Source organism: Pantoea sp. BS_8 (genome assembly GCF_041954965.1).
Lineage (GTDB): Bacteria > Pseudomonadota > Gammaproteobacteria > Enterobacterales > Enterobacteriaceae > Pantoea > Pantoea stewartii.
In genome coordinates, this window is the sequence record NZ_JAVAXU010000002.1 from 309,512 (window position 1) to 331,184 (window position 21,673).

Genomic DNA, 21,673 nt, shown 5'->3' on the forward strand with positions numbered 1-21,673 from the left:
ACGGCGGCTATTATGCCAGATGTGACGTAGCGCACGCCAGTCTCCGGCTACCCTTGCATGAGTGTCTGTTGAAAACGCATGACTTTTTATTTTCACTGCCCGTACGTTTGCCGCTTAACCCAGCCGCTGGCTAAACGTACCGGACGCTGCGCAGAGGGGAAGCCCTACCTGCGCACGCCACACCGGGTGCATGACAGCGAGAGTAATAAAGCAAAGAGCAGGGTTTTTTAAATAAAAAAAGCCGGCGACATAAATGTCGCCGGCTACCACTTACAAGGATTGTGTCGATTAATCGATCAGGAAGCTGTCCAGGCTTTTACCTTCGTCCAGCGCTTTTTTAATTGCTGCTGGCGTGCGGCCCTGGCCGGTCCATGATTTTTTCTCGCCATTTTCGTCGGTGTAAGAATATTTAGCCGGACGTGGCGCACGCTTAGTGCGTTTTTTACCCTGCTCCAGCGCACCTAATAATTCATTAGGATCGATGCCATCAGCCAACAGCATTTCGCGATATTTCGATAACTTCTCTTCTTTTTCACGATTCTGTTGTTCTTCAGCGTGCGCTTCTTCACGACGTTCCGTTACTACAACGGTCAATTTCTCAAGAATTTCTTCCAGATCGCTCAGTGGCAGTTCACGAGCCTGGGCACGTAATGTGCGAATGTTGTTTAGAACTTTAAATGCGTCACTCATCACAATATCCTTGATTAAGGGGTTTAATTAAACTGTAGCGTCAAGATTACCTAATTCAAATAAAAAAATAAATTAATTTATTACTACAGATAATTCCGATAGGTTTTTTAAATGTCAGTGAAGTATTCAGAATGCTTATGTGGAGAGATAATTAACCTCAAATTAACACTAAATGCCTGCTATCCTTGCACAATGTAAACGATTTCATTGATTACACTTACTGTATGAATTCGCTATGCGCTTTTAAATTTTAACGCTGAATATTTTTTAACACCGGTGAAGAATTTGGATTAATTTGCCTGTCCTGACTCAGACGTTCTCCGCCCGGAACACGCGGTCTGTGAACAAAATAGCTGACGTCGGGTACGAGGTTTATCGCGCTTCGCCACAATAATATCGGCTTTATGGCGAATAAAATGTGGGGATATTGCCTTTGTCCCCCTTCACTCCCCGACAAAAATGCTGCATCGGCACAGGCAAGGCGACCGCGTTTCACAGCCGTTATAAGGTTGAATACATTTACAGACAATTTATGCTTCACAGTAAGTGCGCCGGCTAAATAGCCAGCAACCCTTTTAAACCACCAGCTTTAAGGGTGATTAAATGAGTTTACTGAACGATATAACAGATAAATAATAAAGCGCAGGTATTACACTGTCTGATAACAGGCCGTGGTCTGCCGCAAGGCCACGGCCTGAAGGATTAATTTACCTGGGTCGCAGGTCCAAACACGTCATACTGAGGGAGCTGAACGTTTTGATAGGTTTCCCAGCCGCCGCCCAGCGCTTTGTAGAGCGCCACGAGATCCAGCCCGCTTTGCATGCGCGCCTGTGTTGCCTGCTCCTCGGCCTGGGCGAGCTGGCGCTGCGCATCAAGCACCTCAAGGAAGGTCGATAATCCCTGACGATAGCTGTCGCTCGCCAAATCAAAGGTCCGTTGCAGTGCACCGGTCGTTTCGTCCAGCGCCGTGACGCGCTGCTGATCGGCCCGGTAACTCACAAGGGCGTTTTCGACATCCTGCAAAGCCGTCAGCACCGTCTGGCGATAATCCAGCGCCGCGCTGGCCTGCTGAGCACGTGCAAGCTTCACGCTGGAAACCAGCCGGCCTCCCTGAAAAAGGGGAATCGACAGCGAAGGCCCCACGCTATAGAAGTGGCTGCTCCAGTCGTCCAGATAACTGGCATCGGTATTGCGCACGCCCAACTGTCCGGTAAGAGAGAGGCTGGGGAACAGCTGTGCGACAGAAACGCCGATCCCGGCGGTTTGCGCATGGAGTTTCGCCTCTGCCTGGCGAATATCCGGGCGTCGACGCGCTAAGGTTGAGGGAATGCCGACCGCGACCGCATTCGGCAAGGCTGGCAGCGCTTTCGGCGTCTGCAGTTCTGCATCCAGCGCGCCGGGGGTTTTACCGATAAGCACAGCCAGACCGTTCATCGCCTGACGCGTTTGCGCCTGATACTGCGGTAGCTGCGCCTGTAAACTGCTCAACTGCGCCCGGGCATTTTCCACATCGGTTAACGGCGCCAGGCCATTGCGCTGCTGGCTTTGTGTCAGTTGCCAGGTCTGATCCGCCACCGCGATTTGCTGTTGCAGCGTGTTGACGGTTGCCTGCGCCCCACGCAGTTGTAACCAGGCACGGACAACTTCCGCTTCCAGCGACACCAGCGCATCGTTACGTTGCTCAATGGCCGCCTGTTGCTGTGCATTGGCTGATTCGATCTGACGTCGTACCTTGCCCCACAGATCCAGTTCCCAACTGGCATCGAAGCTGCCCTGATATAAGGTGACGGGCTGCGTCAGCCCGTTCAACTGGCTGGCGACAGTGCTGTCCACCTGGTCATTGACCCCATTCGCTTTCAGCAAACCTTCCAGCCCCAGTTGCTGACGCGTGACTTTTGCCGAACCGTTCAGGCTGGGAAATAAGCCGCCCTGCGCCTGAGATAACTGCTCGCGCGCGCCCGCAATGCGCAGGACGGTCTGCTGCAACGACAGATTACCCGCGATTGCGCGGGCAATCAGGCTGTCCAGTTGGGGATCGTTGAAGTTACGCCACCAGCGCGTATCCACGGCCGACGTCTGCGGTTTCGAGCGCTCCTGAGAATCCAGCGCGTGGTAGCTGCCCGGCAGCTGAGGTTTTGGCGCCTGGTAGTCCGGGCCCACGCTGCAACCTGCCAGCGATAACGTCAGCAACAAGGTAAAGGGATTCAGGCGATACGTAGTCATAACCTTCATGTCAGTGTGCTCCTGCACTGCCTTCGCTTTTGACGGGCGACAGCAGCCAACAAAATGGAATCAAAATCAGGGCGACAATACTTAAGCCTGAAAAGACGTCGATATAAGCCAGAATGCGTGACTGGACAATCATCTCTTTATAGAGCTGGCCGGTTGCCAGCGTCACGGGATCGCCCACCGCCGACGTAAAGTCGCGAATCGCCTGCGCCCAGTGCTGAACGGTAATGTTAAATTGTTCATTTAACGGCGTCATGTTATGCACCATGTGGGCCGAACGCGCCTGCTCCCGCTCCGTAATTGCCGCCGTGGATAATGAGATGCCAATCGAACCCGCAACGTTACGGAACATCGTAAATAATGCTGATGCATCCGCGTTCAGGCGTTGTGGGATGGTAATGAAGGCAATGGTGGTCAGCGGCACAAACAGGAAGCCCAGGCCAATAGACTGCGCACTGCGCATCATGACCAGCGTGGAGAAATCGACATTGGGCGTTAACGTGGACGAGTAGAAAAACGCCAGGGCCAGGCAGCTAAAACCAAATGCGATGATATAGCGGGTTTGCACGACCGGCATCAGCTTAAGCACCAGCGGAATCGTCAGCACAATCAGCACGGCTCCGGGTGAAAGCACCAGCCCTGACCAGGTCGCCGTATAACCCAGATCCTGCTGGGCCAGTTGAGGCAGCACGACGGAACTACCATACAGAATCATCGCCATCCCGGCCATGAGCAGGCCCGCAACCCAGAAGTTACGGTCTTTCATTACCAGAATGTCGACTACCGGTTTGCGGGCATACATTAGCCAGTAGACGGCTCCGACAATGCCGACCAGCGCCAGTACCGCGAATAACACAATAAAGTGCGACGCAAACCAGTCCTCATCTTCACCCCGATCCAGCATCACCTGCAGGCAGCCCAGGCCCAGCGTAATTAAACCGATACCGATGTAGTCAATTTTCAGTTTGCCCTTGGCCCACTTGCGCTCCCATGGCGGATCTTCCAGCAGCGGCAAAATGGCCATGATCGTCAGGATACCGACCGGGATATTGATAAAGAACACCCAGCGCCAGCTATAGTTATCCGTAATCCAGCCGCCCAGCGTCGGGCCGATAACAGGCGCCACGATAATCGCAATCGAGGAAAGGCCAAACGCTTTGCCCCGATCCTCAGGTTTAAAGTAGTCGAGCAGCACCGACTGCTGCACAGGCTGCAGGCCGCCGCCGAAAAACCCTTGCAGGACGCGGAACAGAATGATCTGCCAGAGTTCGGTGGCAATACCACACAGAAATGAGCAGATCGTGAACATGACGATACAGATTAAGAAAAACTGTTTACGGCCAAATAAACGACTGAAGAAGGCAGAGATGGGCAGCACAATGCCGTTCGCCACGAGGTACGAGGTCAGCACCCAGGTGGATTCATCGTAACTGGATGAGAGCGAACCGGCGATATGTGGCAGGGCCACGTTCACGATGGTGGTATCCAGGATTTCCATAAATACCGCCAACGTTACCGTAATGGCTACGAGCCACGGATTACTGGCGGGTTTCCAGCTCTGCGATTCACTCATTCCACGGTTACCTTCGGTTCAACCGATAAGCCCAGTGGCAGTGGACGGTTAGGATCCAGTCCTTTATCAATCACAATCTTGACCGGCACGCGCTGAACGATTTTCACGTAGTTGCCCGTGGCATTCTCCGCCGGGAAGGCCGAAAAGCGCGAACCGGTGCCCATCTGGATGCTGTCGACGTGGCCTTCAAGTTTCATATCAGGCCAGGCATCCACGCTGATGGTTACCTTGTCGCCGGGATTCATTCGCTCCAGCTGTGACTCTTTAAAGTTGGCGGTGATCCAGATATCCGGGGAAACCAGTGAGAACAAGGCGCTGCCTGCCTGAACCAACGTCCCCAACTGGACGTTTCGCTTAGTCACAAACCCGTCGTAAGGAGCACGAACCTGGGTGTAAGACAGATTCAGCTCGGCCACATTCAGTTGGGCTTTTGCCTGCTCGACCTGTTCCTGACGCGCTTCAACATTGGTTTCCTGCTGACGGATTTGCAGGGCCACCTGCGAGGCGACTTCCACCTGAGCTTTGGCGCTTTGCAGTTGTGCCTGCGCGGAGCGTAACTGCGCCGAGGCTGAATCAATATTGCGTTGACTGGTGGCGCGGGGATCGACGCCGCGCTGACGACGGTAATCCGCCTGCGCATTCAGGTAGTTGGCCTCGGCTTTGGCCTGATCGGCCAGCGCCTGGTCGCGTTGCGCCGGGTACTGTACGCGCGACAGTGCCAGTTGCGCCTGAGCCTGATGCAACTGTGCCATGGCCAGGCCAAGCTGTGCTTTTGCCTGCGCGCGCTGGGCTTCGTTATCGCTGGGATCGATTTCCACCAGCAGATCGCCCTTCTTCACGCGCTGGTTGTCTTTCACCAGCAATTTTACGACGTAACCCGAGGCTTTCGCTGCGATAGTCACTGCGTTGCCTTCGGTAAACGCATCGTCAGTCGTTTCTTCATTACGGGTGGTAAACCAGAAGAAGAACGCCACGATCAACATCACCACCACGACGACCGCCAAAATAATTAACGGCTTTTTGCCGGGACGCTTACGCGGTTTCTCGTCGTTATCGCTTTGGCTATCGTGTTCTGGGCTGTTTTTATCGGGCGCGTTTTCTGTGTCTTTCTGGTGTGGGTCGCGGTTGTTGTTGTTCTCGCTCATAGTGTCCGTCGCTGGCTAAGGCCCTCAGTCCTGGGCGTAGAAAGTCAACTAAACATTAGATCGAAAACTGACAAAATCCAGTACAACTTTACTTAACTTGAGAAAGTTCGCACGTCCTGCCACGAGGGCAGGACAGGTTCGCGTCAGGCAACCAGTTTGAGCAACAGCCAGCCGGTCAGCATTGACCATGCGAGTAAGGGAACGGAGAACAGATGGAAGCGCCACCAGATGGCACGATCTTTCGCCATGCGCAGCGCAATCAGGTTGGCAAGCGAACCCGGTAGCAGGCCAAACCCACCGATATTGACCGCCCAGGCAAGGACGTCTGAAGGCGGCACTTTCTGCAAAAGCAGGATCGTGGCAGGCACATTACTGATCACCTGTGACAAGCCAATCGCCAACAGGTAAAGCTCCCCTTTGGCAAGATGGGCAATCGCATCAAAATGGGCCTGCACAACAGGCAAGCGTGTCAGCAAGAACACGTCCAGGAACATGACAATGAAGACCACCAGCAGGCTCCAGTCGATATTCAGCAATACCTGGCGCGCCATAATAAAAAAGCAGACAAGAATCAGCAGTAGCGCCCAGCCGGTCAGGTGCCACTCCAGCGCGGCGATAAACAAGACGTAAAGCGCCAGACTGACGGCAAACAGTGGCTTCTGCCAGCTGTGCTGTTCTGCGTTCTCATGTTTTTCAATCGCGCGTTTGGCAAAACTAAACCAGGTGACGACCAGCAGGCTTAACAGCAGCCAGACGGCCAGCGGCGTCATTTGCCAGATAAAACCGACTACACTCAGCGAGCCGTGGCTCCACAGCAAAATATTCTGCGGATTGCCCACCGGCGTCAGCAACGAACCGGCATTTACGGCCAGCGCTTCGAAGATGATTAAGCGGGAAATCGGTAAATGGGAAAACTTGCGCAATGTCAGCGTCAGCGGCACCAGAATAAACAGGGCCACATCGTTGGTTAAGAAGGTCGAGAGCACCGCCGCCGCCAGCACCATAAACAGGGCCAGCGTGCGCTCATGCTTAAACCCCGCAATTAACCGACCGCCCAGAACATCAAAATACCCACTGGTTTCTAACCCCTTGGTGAGGATAAGCAGTCCACTCAGGGTGATGATGGTGTGCCAGTCCACTGCGGCAGGCAGATCCGCCCAGTGGTAATGAGCAAGAAACAGCAGAACAACCCCAACAACGACTAACAAGTGCAATATATGGTCATGCAGAAATGAGCGAAGCACAATGGGCATGATGTCCGGCGCCTTAACTGAGGATTAATTGTTTTGGTAAAATTTCTGGAATACGGCCAGGGTTTCATCACTGACGTGATGTTCGATGCCTTCAGAATCGCGGCGTGCCGTTTCCGGACTAATGCCAAGCGCTAACAGGAAGGTTTCAACGATGTGATGGCGGGCGCGGCTCTCTTCAGCCAGCTTTTCCCCTTCACGCGTCAAAAAGACGCCGCGATAAGGCACCTGCTCGACCAGGCCGGCAGTTCCTAACCGCTTTAACATTTTGGCGACGGTCGGTTGCGAAACCCCCAAACGCGCGGCCATGTCGACCTGGCGCGCCTCGCCAAACTCACCAATCAAATCAGAGATTAGCTCAACATAGTCATCAATCAGTTCACGACGATGCGCTTCGCGCACCTGCCGAAAACCTTCGACATGCTCTTCAATATCTTTTAGTGGTCCTTGCGGGGCAGAAACCACGCTTTTGGCACGACGACTCATTCAGCTTCCTCTTTATTTTTTCCACACCAGCCCTTCCGTGTGGATTTAGCTGCGCTCATTGTAAACTAGGCGCAAATAAGCTCAAATTTTTCGTCGTTAGCCTTGGCTAAACGGTATAGCCAGTGCTATATTTGTCGATAATGTAAACAGAGTGATGCATTAAAGCACGATCTCTGCTTACCGTTGCGTTAAATTTTATGGGAGGTGATGCTATGAGCACTCTGAAAAGCTGTATCGACTGCAGCAAATGCTTCCAGGCCGAAAAAATAACATCAGGAAAATCCTGGTGGTGCCTGCTGACGCGCTCCCCTTTTACGCTGCGCCTCATGCTTATTGAGCGTCTGCTGGGCCAGCAGCCGGAAACACGCTACTGCCAAAAACTGATCTGGCGCGGCTGAATCCGTTTTCACATTCAGATTCATTACCCACGCGCGGCCTGTTTTCCTTTCCTCGCCGCGCGCCTGCATTGATCCACGCTTCTGTGCCCTGCGCTTAGCGCTGTTCCTGTAAAGGTAAGCGTCAAAATACAGCCGCTGTGTAAGGCGCCCTTCTTTTGTTCTGTGCGGGCCTGGAAAAAAGGCTTCCTGCCAGGGAAGTCCGGGGCGCGGGTTAATGTCAGAACGTAATGCGGCGCGGAGAAGACAGATACAGGGACAGTCGCGGTGGCAAAGACAAAGACAAAGACAAAGACAAAGACAAAGACAAAGACAAAGACAAAGACAAAGACAAAGGCAGGTTATTAGCGCGGGTTTTTGTTACCAATAAAAACGGCCCTGAAGAGGGCCGTTTTTTTAATCTCGACTAAGCTCGCTTAGAAGCTGTAGCCTACGCCAGCAATCCAGGTGCCAACGTCAACGCTACGGATGCGGCTCTGCTCATAGCCAACGTCCAGTGCAACGTTTTCCATTGGGTTGAACTGCATACCTGCGCCGTAAGAGAAACCGTAGTCGCTGGTGTCAGCTTTGTCGCGTGAAGTGGTGTCGTTAGCCTGGTATTTGCCGTAGCCAACACCAACCACACCATAGATGCTTGCCCAGTCATTCAGACGGAATGCTGGACCACCGGTGATACCGTAGTACTGGCCTTTATTGTAAATGCCGTCTTCGGTACGATCTTTCTCGGTGTAAGTGAATGAGCCGATCCAACCCAGTGGGTTAGAACCGTCTTCATAGCGATATTTCAGGTTGAAGCCGTTTGCTTTGTTAGCAACGCCCTGGTAGTCGCTCTGTGCGTAGCCACCGGTTACGGTGCTCTGTGCCATGGCGGAACCTGTTGCGACTGCTAACACACAGGCTAATGCTGAAAGACATGCAATTTTTTTCATAACCACCTCAAATGTGAAAGTACTTCTCTCCTGACAACGCTAAAAATATAACAAAAAATAGCGAGAAACTCTGCCCGCATTTTGTTGTCTAACACAGTGTTTGGTGTAACAGAAAGTTAATGGAGTTTCCTATGTCATTCATTTTTCTTATAAAAACCGTCATATCCTTGCAATAATGACCCCAAACAAATTTTCATTCTTTAAGTAAATTCCTAAAAAAACCTGACATTAATTTACTTTTCAGCCGGAAAAACTGCTTAAAAAGCAGGCAAACAGACAAAATTAAAATCAGTTTACGTCCCCTTTTTGACCAACATTTCCTTTACACTGGTCATCTTGTTAGCTCATTGATTGGGAAGTATCAACAGGATGTCAGTTTCGCCACTCAAATCGCTCACGCCAGCTTTACTCCCTGTCGTCGTGTTACTTATCTCGATGTTGTCGCTTCAGGGCGGCGCCTCACTGGCAAAAACACTTTTTCCCACCGTGGGTGCCACCGGCATCACCGCATTGCGCCTTGGCTTTGGCACCGTCATCCTTTGCCTCATCTTCAAGCCCTGGCGACTGCGTTTTCGTCCTGAACAGCGCATGCCGCTGATTATTTATGGCTTAGCATTGGGTACGATGAACTTTTTATTTTACCTGTCTATTCGGACGGTACCGCTTGGCATCGCGGTCGGGCTGGAGTTTGTTGGCCCGCTTACGCTTGCGCTGCTCGGCTCACGTCGGCCACTCGATTTTCTTTGGGTCATACTGGCGGTCATTGGGCTGTGGTTTTTACTGCCGTTCAGTACCGGTATTACCTCCGTCGATCCGATAGGTGCACTATTTGCGCTCGGTGCCGGTGTCTGTTGGGCAGTCTATATTCTGTCAGGGCAGCGCGCGGGCGCAGAGCACGGCGCGGCAACGGTCGCCATCGGCTCTCTGATCGCTTCGCTGATTTTTGTTCCCGTAGGGCTGACGTTTGCCGCAAGCGGCATCTGGCAATGGAGCGTCGTGCCGGTTGCCATTTTAGTGGCCTTTCTTTCAACGGCGCTTCCCTATTCACTGGAAATGATGGCACTGACCCGTTTACCTGCGCGCATTTTTGGTACGCTGATGAGCCTTGAGCCTGCGGTGGCGGCGCTGTCTGGCATGCTTTATCTGAATGAGAGCCTTTCTGGCGTGCAGTGTCTGGCGCTGCTGGCGATTATCCTGGCCTCGTCCGGCGCTACTCTGACCATGCGTCCCAGAAAGCGCCAGTTAAATGCAATAGAATTATCTGATAATAAAAAGACATAACAGGTTTCCGCCTGCTGAAAGGCAGGCTAAATAACAATAACTCTCATGCTGATAATTATTTCAGTTAATGTGTAATAGAAAGTTAATATTTAATACAGGTAAAAATCATTCGATTGAATTTTTATTTAACCTTATGTATTTAAAGTGCTTTATGAAATTTTAAGTTTAACAATTTATTAACTATTTCACCCGCGCACCCACGCACGCTAAGGTGAATGCTATTTCATCCATTGATTAAGCCAATCCTGCAAGGCGACAAATCGCTGCTATACTTAGTTTCGTACTTGATTAGGACAACCATTGAAAGAGAGGACTGAAACAATGAGTACCGCTAAACTGGTTAAAACAAAATCTTCTGATCTACTTTATACCCGTAATGACGTGGCAGATGACGAAAAGCGCGCCACCATTGAGGTGCTCAATCGCCTGGTCGTGGAGTTCATCGATCTGTCCCTGATCACTAAGCAAGCGCACTGGAACATGCGCGGCGCGAACTTCATCGGTGTGCACGAAATGCTGGACGGTTTCCGTACCACCATCACCGACCATCAGGACACTATCGCGGAACGCGTGGTGCAACTGGGTGGTGTAGCACTGGGTACCACTCAGGTCGTCAACGATAAAACGCCACTGAAAAGCTATCCGCTGAATATCCACAGCGTACAGGATCATCTGAAAGCGCTGGCCGACCGTTATGCTGTGGTGGCTAACGATACGCGCAAAGCGATTTCTGAAGTGAAAGATGAAGATACCGCCGATATTTTTACCGCGGCTTCTCGTGACCTGGATAAATTCCTGTGGTTCATTGAGTCTAATATCGAATAACGGTCTTACAGGCTATTACCAGGCGGGGAAACCCGCCTTTTTTACGTCTGTGTTACTATAATTTATGACTTTGTTAACATTTCTGACGCTGCGCCCTTCCCGTTTTCGCCTTCTGATGCACACTACTCCTGCACCACTTTAGCGCTTCGCACCATAACGGACCACCATAATGGTGCATCGGCGCGACAGGTTGCAGAATCGTGTCAGCGATGATCTCCTGATCATTATATTTTTTACATTTTGAAAAGTTGGCATACTTTTTTCATATGATAGCCCGCAAATGATAGCTCGCAAACCCGGGCCCTGTGCCTGGTCGCAATAAGGAAAAATGATGAAATCGCTATTTAACATCTCTGTGGCCGCGTTGGCGCTGGCCTTCTCTCTCTCCACTCCCGCAGCAGAAAAGAAACTGATCGTCGCCACCGATACGGCTTTTGTCCCGTTTGAATTCAAACAAGGTGACAAATATGTCGGCTTTGACGTGGATTTATGGGATGCCATTGCGAAGGAACTGAAACTGGATTACACCCTGAAGCCGATGGACTTCAGCGGCATCATCCCTGCCCTTCAGACGCACAACGTCGATGTGGCACTGGCTGGCATTACCATTACTGACGAGCGCAAGAAAGCCATTGAGTTCTCTGATGGCTACTACAAAAGCGGTCTGCTGGTCATGGTGCGTAACAACGAGAAAGACATCAAAGGCATTGACGATCTGAACGGCAAAGTGGTGGCGGTGAAGAGCGGCACAGGTTCCGTAGATTATGCGAAGACGCACATCAAAACGAAAGATCTGCGTCAGTTCCCGAATATCGATAACGCTTACATGGAACTGGGCACCAACCGCGCTGACGCAGTGCTGCACGATACGCCCAATATTCTCTATTTCATCAACACCGCAGGTAAAGGCCGTTTCAAAGCTGTAGGTGATTCTATTGAAGCCCAGCAGTACGGCATTGCGTTCCCGAAAGGCAGTGACGAACTGCGTGAAAAAGTGAACGGCGCGCTGAAAACGCTTAAAGAGAACGGTACCTACAATCAACTCTATAAAAAGTGGTTCGGAACTGAACCGAAATAATCACTGAGTCCGTTTTTTTATTTTTCAGCAGGGACCCTGTCCCTGCTTTTTTCCATCGCAACAACAGCGGAGTTTCACCATGGATTTTGACTGGAGCGTCATCTGGCCAGCCATGCCCGCGCTACTCGAAGGCGCAAAACTGACCTTAATTATTTCCATTATTGGCCTGGTCGGTGGATTGATCATCGGCCTGGTCGCGGGTTTTGCCCGCGCATACGGTGGTTGGCTGAGCAATAATATCGCCCTGGTTTTTATTGAAATCATTCGCGGTACGCCCATCGTCGTGCAGGTTATGTTCATCTATTTTGCCCTGCCTATGGCGTTCCCGGATTTGCGCATCGATCCGTTCACCGCCGCGGTGGTAACCATTATGATTAACTCGGGTGCCTATATTGCGGAAATTACCCGCGGTGCGGTCCTGTCCATTAACAAAGGCTTTCGCGAGGCCGGGCTGGCTTTGGGCCTGTCAGGCCGCGAAACCCTGCGCTACGTCATCATGCCGCTGGCGCTGCGTCGTATGCTGCCCCCGCTGGGCAATCAGTGGATTGTCAGCATTAAGGACACCTCGCTGTTTATTGTGATTGGTGTGGCCGAACTGACCCGCCAGGGACAGGAAATTATTGCCGGTAACTTCCGCGCGCTGGAAATCTGGAGCGCAGTGGCCGTTATTTATCTTGTGATTACGTTGGTGTTGAGCTTTGTGCTGCGCCGTATTGAGAAAAGGGTGAAAATCCTGTGATTGAATTTAAAAACGTCTCAAAGCATTTTGGCCAAACCCAGGTGCTGCACAATATCGACCTGAAGATTAATCAGGGTGAAGTCGTCGTGATTATCGGCCCCTCCGGTTCGGGTAAATCGACGCTGCTGCGTTGCATCAACAAGCTGGAAGAGATCACCAGCGGCGAACTGATCGTCGATGGCCTGAACGTTAACGATCCCAAAGTAGACGATCGCCTTATTCGTCAGGAAGCCGGCATGGTGTTTCAGCAGTTCCACCTTTTCCCGCAGATGAGTGCGCTGGATAACGTGGCTTTTGGCCCGATTCGCGTTCGCGGTGCCAGCAAAGAAGACGCACGAAAACTGGCCCATAGCCTGCTGGCGAAAGTGGGCCTGGCCGAGCGCGCCAACCATTTCCCTTCTGAGCTTTCGGGTGGACAGCAACAGCGCGTGGCGATTGCCCGGGCACTGGCGGTGAAACCCAAAATGATGCTGTTTGATGAGCCCACCTCCGCGCTGGACCCAGAACTGCGTCACGAAGTGCTGAAAGTCATGCAGGATCTGGCTGAAGAAGGCATGACAATGGTTATCGTCACACACGAAGTGGGTTTTGCCCGGAAAGTGGCGTCGCGCCTGATTTTTATTGATAAAGGCCGCATTGCCGAAGACGGCGATCCGGACCGTCTGATCAGTGATCCGCCCAGCGAACGTCTGCGCGAATTTTTACAGCACGTTTCCTGAGTGCGAACGGGCCGGCAGGCGGCCCGTTTTTCTCTGGCGACGCCACACGATGATGCGGCGAACTGACGCAAGCGCCTGCGTTAGCGGGACAATCGCTGCGCGCGTTGGGCGGCGGACATAAAGCTCCATGCCAGGAACCGGCTCTGCTTCTGCCCCTGCGCCATATTGACCACACGTACCACTTGGGTATCCAGCGCCTTCAGCTGTTTCTCCAGCGCGGGTAAATGCTCTTTGCGCGATACCAGCGATGTAAACCAGACGACCTGCTGAGCCAGACTGGCGCTTTCAGCGATCATTTTCCCGACAAAGCCCTTTTCTCCCCCTTCGCACCACAATTCATTGTGCTGGCCGCCAAAGTTCAGCGGTGCAGCCGGTGCCAGTCCCAAGTTGCGCGTTTTGCGCTGTGAACCGGCCGCCGCCTCTGCCGCAGAAGCGTGAAAAGGCGGATTGCAGATGACCGCATGGAAGTTTTCATTCTTATTCACCACGCCATTCAGCACCACGGCGGGATTTTTTTGCCGACGCAGGCGGATCAGGCGTTGCATGCCCGGGTTCGCCGCGACAATTTTTGTCGCCGTTTTTAGTGCCGCGTCATCAATATCCGTGCCGGTAAAACGCCAGCCATATTCCGCCGCGCCGATCAGGGGATAAATACAGTTCGCCCCGCAGCCAATATCCAGGATGTCCGCCGGCGGGATCCTGCCCTGGTTGTCCAGTGCCAGTAAATCGGCCAGGTAGTGAAGATAGTCAGCGCGCCCCGGCACGGGCGGGCACAACGAACCAGGCGCCAGTTGCCAGTCAAGGCCGTAGAACCGTTTAAGCAGCGCCTGATTCAACAGCATGACCGCTTCAGGATCGGCAAAGTCCACCGACATGACGCCATAGCCGTTGGGCCGGACTTTTTCTGCCAGCGGCGGGTGCGCTGCCGTCAGCGCGGCAAAATCATATTCACCCTGGTGGCGGTTACGGGCATGGAAAGGGGACGGGCTGGCAGACTTTTTCATACGTTCTCTCATATTTTCAGGCGCGCGTACAATACGCTGTGGCGGGCAGAAAATAAACCGCATTCTCGGACAGAGCGGCCAGCAGGCCGACGTTGCGGACGTGCGAAATCGCGAGGGTACGGCGTCGTTGCAGGAAAGCAAGGTGAGCAAAAAAGCAAAATGCGCCCCGCCAGCAACAATGCTGGCCGGGCGTTAAGTCTGCGGGATTATTTAAAATCGACGCGCATTAAATCCTGAATCGGCATGCCCCGGGTGGTTTCAACACAGCGGTCAATATAGCTGGTGAATCCTGGCGGTGAGCTCATGCCCAGACGCAGTAATTTGTCGTTAGAGAACACTACATTCAGACGGGCGAACTCGCCGTAAAGACGCATTGCGCGCAACATCAGACGTTCGTTGCAGGGTCCGTAGATCTTTTTAAAGTTCTTACGCTCTTTAACGATTTCGCTGAAATCAACCTGCAGATAATTCGGTGCCAACGGGGCACTTTTTTCTGCACTGGCAAAAGCCGAATCAATTTCAGAGAAGGTATTACTGCTGCGCTCGCCGGCAGAGATGTGATAAACCATCTCCTCGGTGCAGCCATGATCCATCAGGAACACCAGCGATTTGGCACAGTAGTCTACCGGGATGACATCAACACGGTCATCGAGTGAGCAGAGGAATTTCTCCAGCTTCATGACCATTTTAAACACCCAGAAGATGCTGCCTGACGGCGTGCACCCTTCCTGAGAGTGGCCCACCACAATGGACGGACGCGCGATGACCAGTGGCAGATGCGGCAATTCCTGTTTGATCTTATTTTCGATATACGACTTGGAATAGGTGTAATCGACAATGTGATCTTCGCGTGAAGACAGCACCAGATCTTCTTTTACAATCTCACCGTGATCCGGGGCAGACGACATCGCCGTGCCGACGTGGACGAATTTAACAAACTCAGGCAAGGCTGCCATTCTGGCGGCCAGTTTAAACGTCCCTTCCACGTTGACGCGCCAGATATCGTTATTCTCACCAAATGACGCAATCGCTGCGCAGTTGATAACGTGGCTGATCTGATCGATGCGCGCATCATCCAGGAAAAGCTCCGGGGCCAGCAAATCGCCGACCAGAATTTGATCTGCTGTCAGGCGCGCAATCGCCTGCGCCGAACATGAAAACTTGGTTAAATTATCTTTAACCCTCTCCAGTCCCTGGTTAGCATCGCTGGCTCTGACGAGCAGCAATAACTCAACATCCTGGCGCATCAGCAATTCTGCCACGACTGCACCACCAACGAATCCAGAAGATCCTGTAACAAGAATTTTTTTCATATTCGACCACGAGAACAATTGATGAGATTGCATAATGCCTCAGTTTCGTTAAACAAATACGAAACTTTCATTAGCACAAAATGTATAAAATGATTCCGTTTAACTTTCGTTTACTTTTTAAACACATCTTTTCGCGGATTTCTCATCAGATAAACAATTAAAGTATTGATATTTAACGTTATTAACACTGTAGTACAGAACATTCCCTCCTGTCGCTGAACCAGACTAATCTGGTTAACAATGCGCAAAAAAGCGGTGCGGCTCTGACGGTTTAACGCATGGCGGACAGGCCAGGCTAGACTCTGTTTTTATCCAGGAGATGACGATGCATAAACGCTATTCCTATCAGCCCCGCGCCGGACACGGTTTGCCTCACGATCCACTGAATGCCATCATTGGCCCACGTCCAATAGGCTGGATCAGCAGCACCAGCGCCAAAGGCGTGCGCAACCTTGCGCCCTACAGTTTTTTTAACTGTTTCAATTACCAGCCGCCCATTATTGGCTTCGCCAGCAGCGGCTGGAAAGACAGTGTGCAAAACATCGCTGAAACAAAAGAATTTGTCTGGAATCTGGCGACCCGACCGCTGGCGGAGGCCATGAATGAAAGCTCAATTTCTGCCCCAGCCGATCAGGACGAGTTTGCCCTGGCAGGCTTGACCCCTCTGGCCGCCTCGCAGGTCAAGGTCTGTCTGGTACAGGAAAGTCCGGTGAATTTTGAATGCAGGCTGACACAACTGATTCAGTTACAGGATGCCGGCGGGCGCGCCATCGACAGCTGGCTGGTGCTGGGCGAAGCCGTTGCCATCCATATTGACGAAAGCCTGCTGGAAAACGGTATTTATCAGACGGCGAAAGCGGAACCGATTTTACGCGCCGGTGGGCCCAGCGCGTATTATGGCATCAGTGAAGCACAGCGCTTTGACCTGGTGCGGCCCGATGCGCGCCGCAGCTAAGTCAGAGCAGTTCTGCCGAATGCGTTCGTAACGTTTTGACCGCACGGGCGATCTCAGGTGCCAGCCAGCGATCGTCCTGCCAGCGGGTAACGACTTCGCGCCGTTGCCGCCAGGCGCGTCGCGGACCAGTGCGCTTTACTGTGGCATTCCTGCGTCTGACAGGCGGGCGCTACGCATCACGAACGTCGCCGTCAGCCCTTGCCCTGCGCCACAAAACTGTGTAACAGCGGCTTCAGGACTTTTTTCAGTTCTGCCGCGCGGGCTTCATGCCAGGTAAAGGGCGGTGTCTCGTCCATATAATTGATTTGCGACAGCTCCAGTTGCACCGCCTGGATCTGCCGATCGGGTTGACCGTAAGCGCGCGTAATGTAGCCGCCTTTGAAACGGCCATTGACGACCCAGCTATAGCGATCCTGCGCGCTGCATACCGATGTCAGCCCGTCGATGACGCGTTTGCTGCAACTGGCCCCGTCATTGGTACCAATATTGAGATCCGGCAGGCGACCGTCAAACAGTCGTGGAATTTCACTGGCAATCGAATGGGCGTCAAACAGCAGCGCATAGCCAAATTCCGCTTTCATCTGCGCCAGCGTCTGCTGGATCTGCTGATGATAAGGCTGCCAGATTGTCTGAATATATCCCTGTCGCTGTGCATCCGTGGGGGCTTTGCCCGCAACAAACGTCGGCGTGCCGTCAAACAGGGTTTCCGGAAACAGGCCGGTGGTGGCGGTCGTATAAAGCGGTTGATTGTCTGAGGGACGATTGAGATCGACAACAAAGCGTGAGTAGCGGCCAATAACCAGACTGGCTCCCATATCACGGACAAAATCATATAGTTGTGGAATGTGCCAGTCCGTATCCGGTAAGTCACGGGCGGCATCGCTGAGCCCGGCTTCAACTTCCGGTGTTAACATCGTGCCGGCATGGGGAATACTGACCAGCAGCGGGATAGTCCCTTGGGTAAAATGAAAAGGTGTCATTGTACTTCTCCGCGGTAGATAACGGTACAGGGCAGTTCACCGCCCAGCCAGTAAACCAGTTCCGCCGGGCGGGCCAGCGGCCAGTGAACAAAACTGGCCACTTTTCCCGCCTCCAGCGAACCGTGACTTGCCTCCAGCCCCAGCGCCTTTGCCCCCCACAGGGTCACGCCTGCCAGCGCTTCTTCCGGCGTCATGCCGAACAGGGTGCAGCCCATATTCAGCATCAGGCGCAGCGACAGCGCGGGCGATGTGCCGGGATTGGCATCACTCGCCAGTGCCATGGGCACACCATAGCGTCGGAACAACGCTACCGGCGGGCGCTGCGTTTCCCGCAGCAGAAAAAACGCGCCGGGCAATAACACGGCTACCGTACCCTGTTCTGCCATTGCCTGAACATCCGTTTCCGTTGCATATTCCAGATGATCGGCGGACAGCGCGCCATAACGGGCGGCCAGCGCCGCTCCGCCCAAAGAGGAAAGCTGCTCGGCATGCAGTTTCACCGGCATGCCCAGCGCCGTTGCCCGGTCAAATACCCGGGCGACCTGCTGCGGGGTAAACGCCAGATGTTCGCAAAATGCATCCACCGCATCCGCCAGGCCTTCGGCGCTGATCTGAGGTAACAGGCGGTCACAGATGATCGTGATCCAGCCATCGGGATCCTGTTTAAATTCGGGCGGAACCGCATGAGCGGCCAGGCAGGTGGCCTGCACATCCGCAGCCACCTCCTGACTGAGCTGTCGAATGGCACGCAGCATACGTAATTCACTTTCTTCATCCAGACCGTAGCCGGATTTAATCTCGACGGTGGTCACGCCCTCGGCCAGCAAGCGATTCAACCGCCAGCGGGCTGTCGCCACTAACGTTTGTTCACTGGCATCACGGGTGGCCCGAACGGTAGAAAGGATGCCGCCGCCCTGGGCCGCAATATCGGCATAGCTCACGCCGTTGAGGCGCTGCTCAAACTCCTGACTGCGATCGCCACCAAAAACCAGATGCGTGTGGCAGTCCACTAAACCCGGCGTGATGATCCCGCCCGGCAGACGATGATGTTCACGCGCCTCAAAAGCTGGCATCGCGGCGGCGGGCCCAACCCATACCAGCCTGCCCGCCTTTACTGCCAGCGCACCCTGTTCGATAAGATGATAGTGGCCGCTTTGCATGGTTACCACATCTGCCCCGCTCCACACGCTGTCTACCTGGAGTTTTTCTGCCATTCCCGCCTCACAATGCGCTTGCCGTTTACAGCAAACTTTAAAGTATGTATATGTATATACAACCACATCCCTTGAGGATCAACCATGGCAACTTTTTTTGCGCCACGCGCATGGCTGGCCGGAGGCTGGCATAAACAGGTGCGTATCAGCGTCAACGCGGCGGGCATGATTGATGCGATTACGCCCGACGGTGATGACAGGGAAGCGACACGTTTAGCCGGTAACGTGATTCCCGCTATTGCGAATTTGCATTCACATGCTTTTCAACGTGCCATGGCCGGTCTGGCTGAAGTGGCGGGCGATCCGCAGGACAGCTTCTGGACCTGGCGCGATCGGATGTATCGCATGGTGCAGCGTCTGACGCCCGGGCAGGTAGGTGATATCGCCGCCCTGCTGTATATCGATATGCTAAAAGGCGGCTATTGCCAGGTCGCAGAATTTCATTATCTGCATCACGATATTGACGGTAAACCTTATGCGGACGATGCCATGCTGCGCCAGCTTATTGCGGCGGCAGAGACGGCAGGCATAGGTCAGACGTTGCTACCGGTGCTTTACAGCTACAGCGGTTTTGGCGCTCAGCCGCCGGTGCCGGGACAAAAGCGCTTTATTCAGCAGACCGACAGCTATCTGCAACAGCAGGTACGTCTTCAGACGTGGATAAAAGATAAACCCCTGCACAACGCAGGCCTCTGCTTTCACTCACTGCGCGCAGTCAGTGAAGCGCAAATGCATGCCGTGCTCAGCGCCAGCGAGACCACGTTACCCATCCATATTCACATCGCCGAGCAGGAGAAGGAAGTCAATGACAGTCTGGCCTGGAGCGGCGAGCGTCCGGTGAGCTGGCTGATGACGCGTTTCGATGTCGATGCACGCTGGTGCCTGATTCATGCAACGCATCTTGATGACAGCGAAGTGACGCGCCTTGCCGCCAGCGGTGCGGTTGCCGGGCTCAGCCCGACCACGGAAGCCAACCTCGGTGACGGTATTTTTCCCGCCGTGGACTATATCGCCCAGGGCGGACGCTGGGGCATTGGCTCTGACAGTCATGTCTCGCTCAGTGTTCAGGAGGAGTTGCGCTGGCTTGAATATGCCCAACGCCTGCGCGACCGTCGTCGCAATCGCATCACGCTGCCCGACCAGCCCTCAGTCGGCGATCTGCTGTGGCAACAGGCCGCGGCGGGCGGTGCCCAGGCCTGCGGAATAAAGAGTGGAGCGCTGGCCGTCGGGCAACGCGCCGACTGGCTGGTATTACGCGATGACGCCTGGCTGGGCAGTGTGGATGAGTCTGCCCTGCTCAATCGCTGGCTGTTTGCTGGCCAGCGCGAGCAGATTCGCGACGTGTATGTGGCGGGTAACCGGGTGATCAGCGATGGCCATCATGCAGAAGAAGAAGCCTGTGCAGCCCGTTTCGCGCAGGCAATGGCAGCGTTGCGATGAGAAGCGTTTTTTCTTTAGACAGCTTACCCGTCAGTCGCTGGCGCAACGGCGGTGGCGAAACACGTGAAATTATCGGCTATCCGCCCGGGGCAAACGACTTCGCCTGGCGCGCCAGTATTGCCACCATCGCCAGCGACGGCCCCTTCTCGGCGTTTACCGGTGTCGATCGCATTATCACTCTGCTAAACGGCAGCCCTGTTCTGCTGCGTGGCGAGAACGTCGCGCATCGCCTGTTGCCGGAAAAGCCCTGGGCTTTTACGGGGGAGCAGGCACTTGAGGCTCAGTTGCAGGGTAAAGCGCCCAGTCAGGATTTTAACATCATGACACGACGAGGCGAATGGCGGGCACAGGCTGACGTCGTCACCGACGCCGTCAGCAGCGAGCACGGTGTGGCCTGGGTGCTGGCAGGAGAATGGCGCATCGTGAACGATGCGCCATTAGCGGAGCAGCAGGGCGTCTGGTGGGTCGATCATCCCACCCGACTGCAGCCGGACAGCCAGGATGCGAGGTTACTGTTTATTCGTCTTACCCGTGCCCTTTAAAGCGCCCCAGCAGCTTGTAACGCGAGCCGGGATAGAGTAAACGCGCATAGGTCACAATCTTGTTATCGCTCCAGGTCTGGCGACGGATAAGCAGGCAAGGCTCGTGCTCATCAATCGCCAGATATTTACGCTGTCGCGCATCCGGCATCACCGCCTCAACGATATGTTCACCCGCCGTCAACGGTGCCGCGCGCATCAGGTACGTATAAGGCGTGAGCGTGTGGTAATCCTGGGCCAGGTAATCCGGGGCCAGTTGTGGATTCACCAGCCGATCTTCCAGCTGCACCGGCATGTCATTTTCATAATGCACAATCAGAGAATGAAACAGCGTTTGTCCGGTTGTCAGGCCCAGAAGGGAAGCCTGCTCCGGATCGGCTTTATTCTGACCAATCGTGAGAATTTTGCAGCTGTGCTGATGACCCCGCTGCGCAATTTCATCCGCGATGTTGTGCACCTCAAGCATGGCTGTGTAGCCTTTCATCTCCGCGACAAACGTACCAACGCCTTGCATACGTACCAGAAATCCTTCGCTGGTTAATTCCCGCAATGCCCGGTTAATCGTCATACGACTTACGCCAAGCTCATTCACCAGCTCGCTTTCTGAAGGCACCCGTTGGTTAGCTTTCCAGTGGCCTTCACGAATCTGGCTGATGATCGCCTGTTTAACCCGTTGATAGATGGGTGCGGGTTCGTCACTCATGGCCGCTGCCAGTTGTGCAATTGCCGTGTGCTCGGCCATATCGTATTCCTTAAGCTGATAATGCCCAAAGTTTACTGCCTGACGGGCTGGATGTATATACATTCCAGCCCGAGATCGGCATGTAAACCGTGCACCTGTTGCCTTACAGCGGTGCAGGAAACCCGCCTGCTGCCCACGTTAGCCCTC

The 21,673-nt window shown here is 53.7% G+C and carries 21 protein-coding genes; 9 read left to right on the forward strand and 12 right to left on the reverse strand.

All coding sequences use genetic code 11. The features are described 5' to 3' along the window. Positions 1–288 precede the first annotated feature (288 nt). From RAC65_RS06860 to mntR, 6 genes are all read right to left on the reverse strand, one after another. Complete coding sequence (locus RAC65_RS06860; protein ID WP_014606234.1) at positions 289–690, reverse strand: H-NS family nucleoid-associated regulatory protein; 402 nt, start codon at positions 688–690, stop codon at positions 289–291. Between the two features lie 702 nt (positions 691–1,392). Next, complete coding sequence (locus RAC65_RS06865) at positions 1,393–2,922, reverse strand: efflux transporter outer membrane subunit (protein ID WP_058701048.1); 1,530 nt, start codon at positions 2,920–2,922, stop codon at positions 1,393–1,395. A 1-nt stretch (position 2,923) separates the two neighbouring features. Beyond that, complete coding sequence (locus tag RAC65_RS06870) at positions 2,924–4,492, reverse strand: DHA2 family efflux MFS transporter permease subunit (RefSeq protein WP_033737679.1); 1,569 nt, start codon at positions 4,490–4,492, stop codon at positions 2,924–2,926. Then, positions 4,489–5,637, reverse strand: coding sequence for an HlyD family secretion protein (locus RAC65_RS06875; protein WP_324020144.1), 1,149 nt, complete (start codon positions 5,635–5,637; stop codon positions 4,489–4,491). The genes RAC65_RS06870 and RAC65_RS06875 overlap by 4 nt, the downstream gene beginning before the upstream one ends. 143 nt (positions 5,638–5,780) lie before the next feature. Continuing rightward, positions 5,781–6,890: an SLC13 family permease gene (locus tag RAC65_RS06880; RefSeq protein WP_054634256.1), complete on the reverse strand. Its 1,110-nt coding sequence runs from the start codon at positions 6,888–6,890 to the stop codon at positions 5,781–5,783. A gap of 24 nt (positions 6,891–6,914) precedes the next feature. After that, the gene (mntR, locus tag RAC65_RS06885) at positions 6,915–7,373 is read right to left on the reverse strand and encodes a manganese-binding transcriptional regulator MntR (RefSeq protein WP_033737682.1); all 459 of its coding nucleotides are present in this window, start codon (positions 7,371–7,373) and stop codon (positions 6,915–6,917) included. Between the two features lie 212 nt (positions 7,374–7,585). Here mntR and RAC65_RS06890 point away from each other — a divergent pair, with 212 nt between their 5' ends. Continuing rightward, positions 7,586–7,771 carry a hypothetical protein gene (locus RAC65_RS06890; protein WP_133745104.1) on the forward strand — a complete coding sequence of 62 codons (186 nt, stop codon included), beginning with the start codon at positions 7,586–7,588 and terminating at the stop codon, positions 7,769–7,771. Positions 7,772–8,184: 413 nt separating this feature from the next. On the opposite strand, the gene ompX is transcribed toward RAC65_RS06890, so the two are convergent. Beyond that, positions 8,185–8,697, reverse strand: coding sequence for an outer membrane protein OmpX (ompX, locus tag RAC65_RS06895; protein ID WP_033737684.1), 513 nt, complete (start codon positions 8,695–8,697; stop codon positions 8,185–8,187). Between the two features lie 369 nt (positions 8,698–9,066). Here ompX and rhtA point away from each other — a divergent pair, with 369 nt between their 5' ends. The 5 genes from rhtA to glnQ all read left to right on the forward strand — a co-directional run bounded on the left by rhtA (position 9,067) and on the right by glnQ (position 13,339). Next, the gene (rhtA, locus tag RAC65_RS06900) at positions 9,067–9,978 is read left to right on the forward strand and encodes a threonine/homoserine exporter RhtA (protein WP_133745103.1); all 912 of its coding nucleotides are present in this window, start codon (positions 9,067–9,069) and stop codon (positions 9,976–9,978) included. A gap of 321 nt (positions 9,979–10,299) precedes the next feature. Continuing rightward, positions 10,300–10,803, forward strand: a complete 504-nt coding sequence (dps, locus tag RAC65_RS06905) for a DNA starvation/stationary phase protection protein Dps (protein WP_033737686.1) — start codon at positions 10,300–10,302, stop codon at positions 10,801–10,803. 331 nt (positions 10,804–11,134) lie between these two features. Beyond that, on the forward strand, positions 11,135–11,881 hold the full coding sequence (gene glnH, locus RAC65_RS06910; protein ID WP_033737687.1) for a glutamine ABC transporter substrate-binding protein GlnH: 747 nt from the start codon (positions 11,135–11,137) through the stop codon (positions 11,879–11,881). A gap of 79 nt (positions 11,882–11,960) precedes the next feature. After that, complete coding sequence (gene glnP, locus RAC65_RS06915) at positions 11,961–12,620, forward strand: glutamine ABC transporter permease GlnP (protein WP_033737688.1); 660 nt, start codon at positions 11,961–11,963, stop codon at positions 12,618–12,620. Further along, on the forward strand, positions 12,617–13,339 hold the full coding sequence (gene glnQ, locus RAC65_RS06920) for a glutamine ABC transporter ATP-binding protein GlnQ (protein ID WP_039341430.1): 723 nt from the start codon (positions 12,617–12,619) through the stop codon (positions 13,337–13,339). Before glnP ends, glnQ begins: the two co-directional genes overlap by 4 nt. A gap of 80 nt (positions 13,340–13,419) precedes the next feature. On the opposite strand, the gene rlmF is transcribed toward glnQ, so the two are convergent. Then, entirely contained in the window at positions 13,420–14,343 is a 924-nt protein-coding gene (gene rlmF, locus RAC65_RS06925) for a 23S rRNA (adenine(1618)-N(6))-methyltransferase RlmF (protein WP_033737779.1), read from the reverse strand. A 206-nt stretch (positions 14,344–14,549) separates the two neighbouring features. After that, entirely contained in the window at positions 14,550–15,656 is a 1,107-nt protein-coding gene (locus tag RAC65_RS06930) for an SDR family oxidoreductase (protein WP_033737689.1), read from the reverse strand. A 325-nt stretch (positions 15,657–15,981) separates the two neighbouring features. Here RAC65_RS06930 and RAC65_RS06935 point away from each other — a divergent pair, with 325 nt between their 5' ends. Further along, positions 15,982–16,611: a flavin reductase family protein gene (locus RAC65_RS06935; protein ID WP_375096534.1), complete on the forward strand. Its 630-nt coding sequence runs from the start codon at positions 15,982–15,984 to the stop codon at positions 16,609–16,611. A 191-nt stretch (positions 16,612–16,802) separates the two neighbouring features. On the opposite strand, the gene hutG is transcribed toward RAC65_RS06935, so the two are convergent. Together hutG and hutI are read right to left on the reverse strand one after the other, a co-directional pair. Further along, complete coding sequence (hutG, locus tag RAC65_RS06940; protein ID WP_033737692.1) at positions 16,803–17,591, reverse strand: N-formylglutamate deformylase; 789 nt, start codon at positions 17,589–17,591, stop codon at positions 16,803–16,805. Further along, a complete protein-coding gene (gene hutI / locus RAC65_RS06945) occupies positions 17,588–18,805 on the reverse strand; it encodes an imidazolonepropionase (RefSeq protein ID WP_375096535.1) in 1,218 nt (405 codons plus the stop codon). Before hutI ends, hutG begins: the two co-directional genes overlap by 4 nt. 84 nt (positions 18,806–18,889) lie before the next feature. Between hutI and RAC65_RS06950 the strand changes: the two genes are divergently transcribed. Next, positions 18,890–20,245 (forward strand): formimidoylglutamate deiminase, encoded by a 1,356-nt coding sequence (locus RAC65_RS06950; protein WP_375096536.1) that lies wholly within the window; start codon positions 18,890–18,892, stop codon positions 20,243–20,245. After that, positions 20,242–20,787: a HutD family protein gene (locus tag RAC65_RS06955; protein WP_375096537.1), complete on the forward strand. Its 546-nt coding sequence runs from the start codon at positions 20,242–20,244 to the stop codon at positions 20,785–20,787. Before RAC65_RS06950 ends, RAC65_RS06955 begins: the two co-directional genes overlap by 4 nt. Here RAC65_RS06955 and hutC read toward each other — a convergent pair. Next, positions 20,771–21,526 carry a histidine utilization repressor gene (hutC, locus tag RAC65_RS06960; RefSeq protein WP_375096538.1) on the reverse strand — a complete coding sequence of 252 codons (756 nt, stop codon included), beginning with the start codon at positions 21,524–21,526 and terminating at the stop codon, positions 20,771–20,773. The two genes, RAC65_RS06955 and hutC, sit on opposite strands and share 17 nt — an antisense overlap. Between the last annotated feature and the right edge of the window lie 147 nt (positions 21,527–21,673).